Below are 6,179 nucleotides of genomic sequence, written 5' to 3'. Positions count from 1 at the left end.
CGGCGAGGAGACGACAGCCCGGCGGACAGTCCCCCGCCCCGAAACCCAGGTCCGCCCGGCCCCACTCACCGCCCCCCGGCCCCCCCCCCGCCCCGCCCCCCCCCGCCCCGCCCCCCCCCCCCCCCCCCCCCCCCCCCCCCCCCCCCCCCCCGGGTCCGTCAGCGGATCGGGGCCGTGCCCCAGCCCGCCGGCTAGGGGCGTCCCCGCTGACCGCGCAGGTGTTCCGCGATCGGCTTCAGGGCCTTGTCGAGTTCCGTCAGGGCCTCGGGGGACAGCAGGTCGATGAAGTGCCTGCGCACGGACGCCACATGGTGGGGCGCCACCTTCTGCATGGTCTCCATGCCGTGCTCGGTGAGGACGGCGTAGAGCCCGCGGCGGTCCGACTCGCAGTTCTCACGCCGGACCAGGTCCGCGTTCTCCATCCGGGTGATCTGGTGGGAGAGGCGGCTCTTGGACTGGAGGGTGGCGGACGCGAGATCGCTCATGCGCATCCGTACGTCCTCCGACTCGGAGAGGTTCACGAGGATCTCGTAGTCGTTCATTGTCAGGCCGAACGGCTGCAGGTCCTTTTCGAGCTGGTACGTCAACAGCCTGTTGACCTCCAGGTGGGTGCGCCAGGCGCACTGCTCCGCATCGGTCAGCCAGCGCGTGGCCGTGTCGGTCTCCATGAATGAAGTCTACCTAAAAAGTTGAAAGGCGAACTAGTGAGGGTGGTGTGACTGTGCGCACGCGTTCGATGTCACACTCCGCAGACTACCGCTCACAGCCCGAAGCGGCGCTGGAGGTCGCCCAGCTGTCCGGGAAGGCGCGGTGTGCCGCCCTGCTGTGGGGAGCCTGTGAAGAGCCCCCCGCCACCGGGCACTCCGGCCTGCTGGGGAGTCGTCCCCGTGGGCTGCTCGGCCATGAGGGTCTCGGTGGACTGCAGCAGTACCGTGCCGGCCCCCACGAACTCGAACTGGTGCTCCTCCCCGGAGGCCCCGCCGAGCCCCGTCAGTGCACGTAGACCGCCCATTACGCCGGTCATGTAGCCGTGGTCGTAGTGGTGGCACGGGGAGGGGCAGTCGGCCCACCCGACGAGCGCCTGCGGGTCCACCCGGATCGGGGGTTCCATGAACACCACCGGGCCGTTGGAGGCGGCCACGAACTTTCCGGTTCCGATGAGGGTCAGGAACCCGGGCACGATCGACTGCTTGAGTGACAGGCTTGGCTGAAAAGCGAGCAGATTGCCCGAGCGAATGGTCAGATTGCCGTCCTCGAGGTCATAGGAGTTGACGTCGAAGGCCCGGTCGGCGAGGAGCATCTTGCCCGAGCCCTGCGCCACGACCCAGTCGGCGGCGTGCAAAGGCGAATGGAACGCGGTGCGGACGAGCCGGTCGAGCCGGCCATGCCCGATGCCGTCGAACTCGATCGACCCGTAGTAGGCGATCATCTTCCCCTTCTGCAGGAACCACTGGCTCCCCTTGAGCTCCACGCAGAAGGTGTAACTGTTCACGTTGTCGTCGACCGGCAGGGTCATCGGGTCGTGGACCGTGGGACCGGCCCCCGGGTAGGTCGTCACAGCTTCTCCTCCGAGGCCTGCACGTACACCGAACCGTTGCCGCTCAGCTCCAGCTGGAAGGCCTCGCCGGAGCCGCGGCCCACCATGTCCCGCCAGCCCAGCGCCGTGGACAGGCTGTTGCGCACGTCACCGTGGTGGGCGACGTACGCCTGCGGGTCGACGTGGACCGGCCGCTGCGGGGTGATGGGGACCTCGAACACGCCCCCGTGGGCCATCACGGCCACCGCGCCGTGCCCCTTCAGGGTGGTGGTGAACAGGCCCTGGCCGGTGACCTGGCCGCGCACCATGCCCATCACGCCGCCCTGCGAACCCATGAACATCGTGCCCTGTTCGAGCGTGCCCTCGAAGGCGAGCAGACGGTCCGCCTCCACGTACAGCGTGTCGCCGGCGAGGGTGATGACCTGGACGTGGTGGCCGCCGTGACCGAAGAACACGGTGCCGCTGCCCTCCACCGTCATCAGCGGGGTGGCCTCACCCGCGACCCGCCGCCCGATCATGGACATCAGCCCGCCCTGGCCGCCCTGCATGTTGGGCGTGAACGACACGTCGCCCTTGTAGGCGAGCATGGCGCCGCGCTGGCTGAACAGCCGCTGGCCCGGCATGACGGTCGCCTCGATCATCTTGGAGTTGATCTCGCGCAGAGCCATGTCACACATCACCCGCGATCGTGTTCCGCTCGCTCGGCTGCACGTACACCAGGCCGTCCCCCTCGAACCGGATCTGGAAGGCCTCGCCGCCGCCCTCGCCCAGGAGGGTGCGGAACGTCACACCGGACTGGAACGACTGCCGCAGGTTGCCCTGGTGCGCGATGTAGGCGCCGGGGTCGACGTTCAGCGGGTACTGCGCGCTGACCCGCAGCACGACCGCCGGACCGTCCGACATGATCGCCGCCTGCCCGTGCCCCTCGATCGTCGTCGTGAATAGCCCATTGCCCTGCGTGGCCCCGCGCAGCCCCGTGAAGGTCGTCCCGGTGCGCAGCCCGGCGTCGGTGGCGAGCAGGTTGCTCGACTCCACGTACAGCTTGTCCCCCTGGAGCGCGACCAGGTTGATCTCGCTCGCCCGGTCGGCGAACCAGCAGGTCCCGTGCCCCTTCACCTCCATCAACGTCATCTGCTCGCCGGTGAGCCGCCGGGTCACCATGCCCCGGATGCCCTCACCGCCGCCGCTCATCTTCTTGAAGGCCATCTGCCCGTCGTACGCGACCATGGAGCCGTTCTTCGCCTTGACGGCATCTCCGGTCATGTCGACGGCGAGCACCTTGCTGCCTTGAAGTCGGAACATCGCCACGCAGCGACGGTAGCCGCCGCCCGCCCCCGCCGCACAGAGCCCACAGGGGGAGAAAGTCCCTGAAGAAACCCTTAGTGACCCCGCCGGCCGACCCCCCGACCCCCGTTCGCCCCGTCGTTTGCCACAATGGCGGAGCGTTTGTGCTTGCGTTCACAAACCTCACTCCGACCGCCCCCCCGAAGGTGACCCGTGGACCTCAAGACCGCCACCGCCCTCCGCCGCCTCCGCCTCGTCTCCGCGCCCGAGGCGGTCTCCTTCCTCCTCCTGCTGGTCTGCTCGGTCCTGAAGCGGACCACGGACTTCAACGCGGTGCCGGTGATGGGCATGGTGCACGGCGTCCTGTTCGTCCTCTACGTGGTCTTCTGGGCGGACGCCTGGAACCGTGCCAAGTGGGACCTCGGGACCGCGGCCCTCTACTTCGTCCTCTCCGTCCTGCCGACCGGCGGGTTCTTCGCCGAGCGCAAGCTCAAGCGGGCGGCCGAGGACGCGGTCATCGCCTCCCGTGCCCGCAAGGAAGGGGTCGTGAACGCATGATCGTCGCCTTCTCCGTGACGCCGCTGGGCGTCGGCGAGGACGTGGGGGAGTACGTCGCCGACGCCGTCCGCGTGGTCCGCGAGTCGGGCCTGCCCAACCGTACGGACGCCATGTTCACCTCGGTCGAGGGCGAGTGGGACGAGGTCATGGACGTCGTCAGGCGAGCCGTCGCCGCGGTCGAGGCGCGGGCGCCGCGCGTCTCCCTGGTCCTGAAGGCGGACATCCGCCCCGGAGTGACCGACGGCCTGACCTCCAAGGTGGAGACAGTGGAACGCCACCTCGCCCACTAGTCGCAGACCCCGGCTCGCCCGAGCCGGGGTTTTCTCGTCCCCCCTCTTTGAGCGACCGCTCAAAACCGGGTAACTTGAGCAGTCGCTCAAACTCGCAGCCGACCGGGGGACGGACGAACGACATGGGGCTCTACATAGAGGCGCGGATCCGCGCCGATCTCGACGATCTCTGGACGCGCACCCAGGACCCGGCCCAGCACCAACGCTGGGACCTGCGCTTCACCGAGATCACCCTCCTCCCGTCCGCCGAGGACGAGCCGCAGCGCTTCCGTTACGCCACGCGGGTGCTGCCCTTCCTGAAGATCGCCGGCACCGGAGTCTCGGCGGGCGAGCGCCGGCGCCCGGACGGCACCCGCACCTCCGCCCTCCGCTTCGCCTCCCCGCACCCCCTCTCCCTCCTCGCCGAGGGCAGCGGCTACTGGCGCTACATCCCCGACGGCGACGGCGTCCGCTTCCTCACCGGCTACGACTACCGCCCCCGCTGGGGCGTCCTCGGCGCCCTCGCCGACCGGCTGCTGCTGCGCCCGCTCATGGGCTGGGCCACGGCCTGGTCCTTCGACCGGCTGCGCCTGTGGCTGGAGCGGGACATCACCCCCGAGCGAGCCCGCGCCAACTGGCTGGCCGAACTCCTCCTCCGCGCCCTCACGGCCGCCCTCTCCCTCACCCTCTTCGACTACGGCCACCTCCTGCCCCCCGCCGGCCCCCTGTCCCCCCTGCTCTCCTTCACGACCCCCGTGCTGTCGCTGGTGGCCCTCTCCCTGGCCCTCCTCGCACCCCCGCTGCCCACGACACCCGCCGCCCGCCGCTGCCTGCGCACGCCATCCACGCACACGCGTGCCCCCCGACTGCTGCGCACCCTGGAGGACCACCGGTGACCGCATCGATCTTCCGCACCGCCATGGGCCCCGACTTCGACCGCCTCCACCCCCAGTTGCGGCGCCGCTTCTCCGTCGGCCTGGCGAGCGGCGAGGCGTGCACCGGCCGGGGCGTGATGGACCGCGTCTGGCACGGAAGGGCGTTCGTGAAGCCGTTCCTGGCCCTGGGCGCCACCCGCAACATCCTGGTCCCCCGAACGGGCCGCCGGGTGCCCTTCATGATCGAGAACGTTCCGTACACCGACCGCTACGGCCGTGAGACGGTGACCTTCGTGCGCACCTTCGACCTGGCCCGTCCCCACCGCTTCGACGCCCAGATGGTGCTGAGCCCCAAGGGCGACCGCATCCTCGACTACCTGGGCACCCACCAGCACCTCGCCAGCGACCTCCACCTCCGCGCCGAGCCGGACGGCTCGCTCCTCATCCGCTCCGGCGAGCACCGGTTCCGGGAGGGCCCGGTGGACGTGCGCGTCCCCGAACTGCTCGGCGCGACGGCCGAGGTCCGCGAGTCCTACGACGACGCCGCCGCCCGCTTCCGCATCAGCGTCCGCGTGGTCAACCGCCGCTTCGGCCCGCTGTTCGGCTACGAGGGCTCCTTCACCGCCACCTACACCCCGGTCCGCCCACGCCCCGACCTGCGCCCGGTCCGCGAGGAGCGGCGCGCGTGAGCGCCGAGACGGCCAAGTCGCACGAGACGAAGACCAGACTCCTCGAGGGTGCGCTGCGCACGCTGACCGAGCAGGGCATCGCCAAGGCGTCGGCCCGTACGATCGCGACGGCGGCCGGGGTCAACCAGGCGCTGGTCTTCTACCACTTCGGCTCGGTGGACGAACTCCTCGCCGCGGCCTGCCACTACGGGGCGGAGCGCTCCGTGTCCCGCTACCGCGCCCGCCTCTCCTCGGTCACCTCGCTGTCCGAACTCCTCGCCGTGGGACGGCGGATGCACGAGGAGGAACGCGCCGACGGCCATGTGGCGCTCCTGGGCCAACTACTGGCAGGCGCCCAGACCCACGCCACCCTCGGCCCCGCCACCGCAGCCGGCCTCGACCTGTGGATCACCGAGATCGAACAGGTCCTCACCCGGGTCCTCGCGGGCACCCCCTTCGGCGAGTTCACCGACCCCGCGGGCCTGGCCCGCGCCGTGGCGGCGTCCTTCGTAGGCATCGAACTGTACGAAGGCGTGGACCTGCCCGGCGCGACCGCGGCCCTCGACGCACTGGACCAACTGGCCTCCCTCGTAGCGGCCTTGGAGGAACTGGGCCCCGTGGCCCAACGCGCCGTAAGACACCACCTGCGCCGCACCGGACGCAGTTGAACCGCACCCGCGGCCGAGTACGCGCGGGAGTGGGTCGTGGCGGTGCGGTGAGGCCCGTCCGAAACCCCACGCCGTGGGGACGCACCCGCGGCCGAGTACGCGCGGGAGCGGGCCGCGACGGTGCGGTGAGGCCCGCCCGAAGCCCCGCGCCGTGGGGACGCACCCGCGGCCGAGTACGCGCGGGAGCGGGCCGCGACGGTGCGGTGAGGCCCGCCCGAAGCCCCGCGCCGTGGGGACGCACCCGCGGCCGAGTACGCGCGGGAGTGGGTCGTGGCGGTGCGGTGAGGCCCGCCCGAAGCCCCGCGCCGTGGGGACGCACC

At 71.0% G+C, this 6,179-nt stretch carries 9 protein-coding genes; 5 read left to right on the top strand and 4 right to left on the bottom strand.

The annotated features are described in order from the left end of the window. Positions 1–191: 191 nt before the first annotated feature. From ACH4ZX_RS40005 to ACH4ZX_RS39990, 4 genes are all read right to left on the bottom strand, one after another. Positions 192–668: a MarR family winged helix-turn-helix transcriptional regulator gene (locus ACH4ZX_RS40005; protein ID WP_398283814.1), complete on the bottom strand. Its 477-nt coding sequence runs from the start codon at positions 666–668 to the stop codon at positions 192–194. 92 nt (positions 669–760) lie between these two features. After that, positions 761–1,558, bottom strand: coding sequence for an AIM24 family protein (locus ACH4ZX_RS40000; protein WP_360753567.1), 798 nt, complete (start codon positions 1,556–1,558; stop codon positions 761–763). Then, positions 1,555–2,205: an AIM24 family protein gene (locus ACH4ZX_RS39995; RefSeq protein ID WP_360753570.1), complete on the bottom strand. Its 651-nt coding sequence runs from the start codon at positions 2,203–2,205 to the stop codon at positions 1,555–1,557. The genes ACH4ZX_RS40000 and ACH4ZX_RS39995 overlap by 4 nt, the downstream gene beginning before the upstream one ends. Position 2,206: 1 nt before the next feature. Further along, positions 2,207–2,839, bottom strand: a complete 633-nt coding sequence (locus ACH4ZX_RS39990) for an AIM24 family protein (RefSeq protein ID WP_324784785.1) — start codon at positions 2,837–2,839, stop codon at positions 2,207–2,209. Between the two features lie 195 nt (positions 2,840–3,034). Between ACH4ZX_RS39990 and ACH4ZX_RS39985 the strand changes: the two genes are divergently transcribed. From ACH4ZX_RS39985 to ACH4ZX_RS39965, 5 genes are all read left to right on the top strand, one after another. Then, positions 3,035–3,379 carry a DUF3817 domain-containing protein gene (locus tag ACH4ZX_RS39985; protein ID WP_398283812.1) on the top strand — a complete coding sequence of 115 codons (345 nt, stop codon included), beginning with the start codon at positions 3,035–3,037 and terminating at the stop codon, positions 3,377–3,379. Then, positions 3,376–3,669 carry an MTH1187 family thiamine-binding protein gene (locus tag ACH4ZX_RS39980; RefSeq protein ID WP_398283810.1) on the top strand — a complete coding sequence of 98 codons (294 nt, stop codon included), beginning with the start codon at positions 3,376–3,378 and terminating at the stop codon, positions 3,667–3,669. The genes ACH4ZX_RS39985 and ACH4ZX_RS39980 overlap by 4 nt, the downstream gene beginning before the upstream one ends. Positions 3,670–3,791: 122 nt before the next feature. After that, on the top strand, positions 3,792–4,544 hold the full coding sequence (locus ACH4ZX_RS39975) for a hypothetical protein (RefSeq protein WP_398283808.1): 753 nt from the start codon (positions 3,792–3,794) through the stop codon (positions 4,542–4,544). Between the two features lie 23 nt (positions 4,545–4,567). Continuing rightward, positions 4,568–5,212, top strand: a complete 645-nt coding sequence (locus ACH4ZX_RS39970; RefSeq protein ID WP_398283816.1) for a DUF4166 domain-containing protein — start codon at positions 4,568–4,570, stop codon at positions 5,210–5,212. Continuing rightward, entirely contained in the window at positions 5,209–5,859 is a 651-nt protein-coding gene (locus ACH4ZX_RS39965; protein WP_398283806.1) for a TetR/AcrR family transcriptional regulator, read from the top strand. The genes ACH4ZX_RS39970 and ACH4ZX_RS39965 overlap by 4 nt, the downstream gene beginning before the upstream one ends. Positions 5,860–6,179 lie beyond the last annotated feature (320 nt).

Source organism: Streptomyces sp. NPDC020490, from assembly GCF_044335305.1.
Lineage (GTDB): Bacteria > Actinomycetota > Actinomycetes > Streptomycetales > Streptomycetaceae > Streptomyces.
Note: the sequence above shows the minus strand (reverse complement) of the source record. Positions and strands in the feature narration are given on the sequence as shown.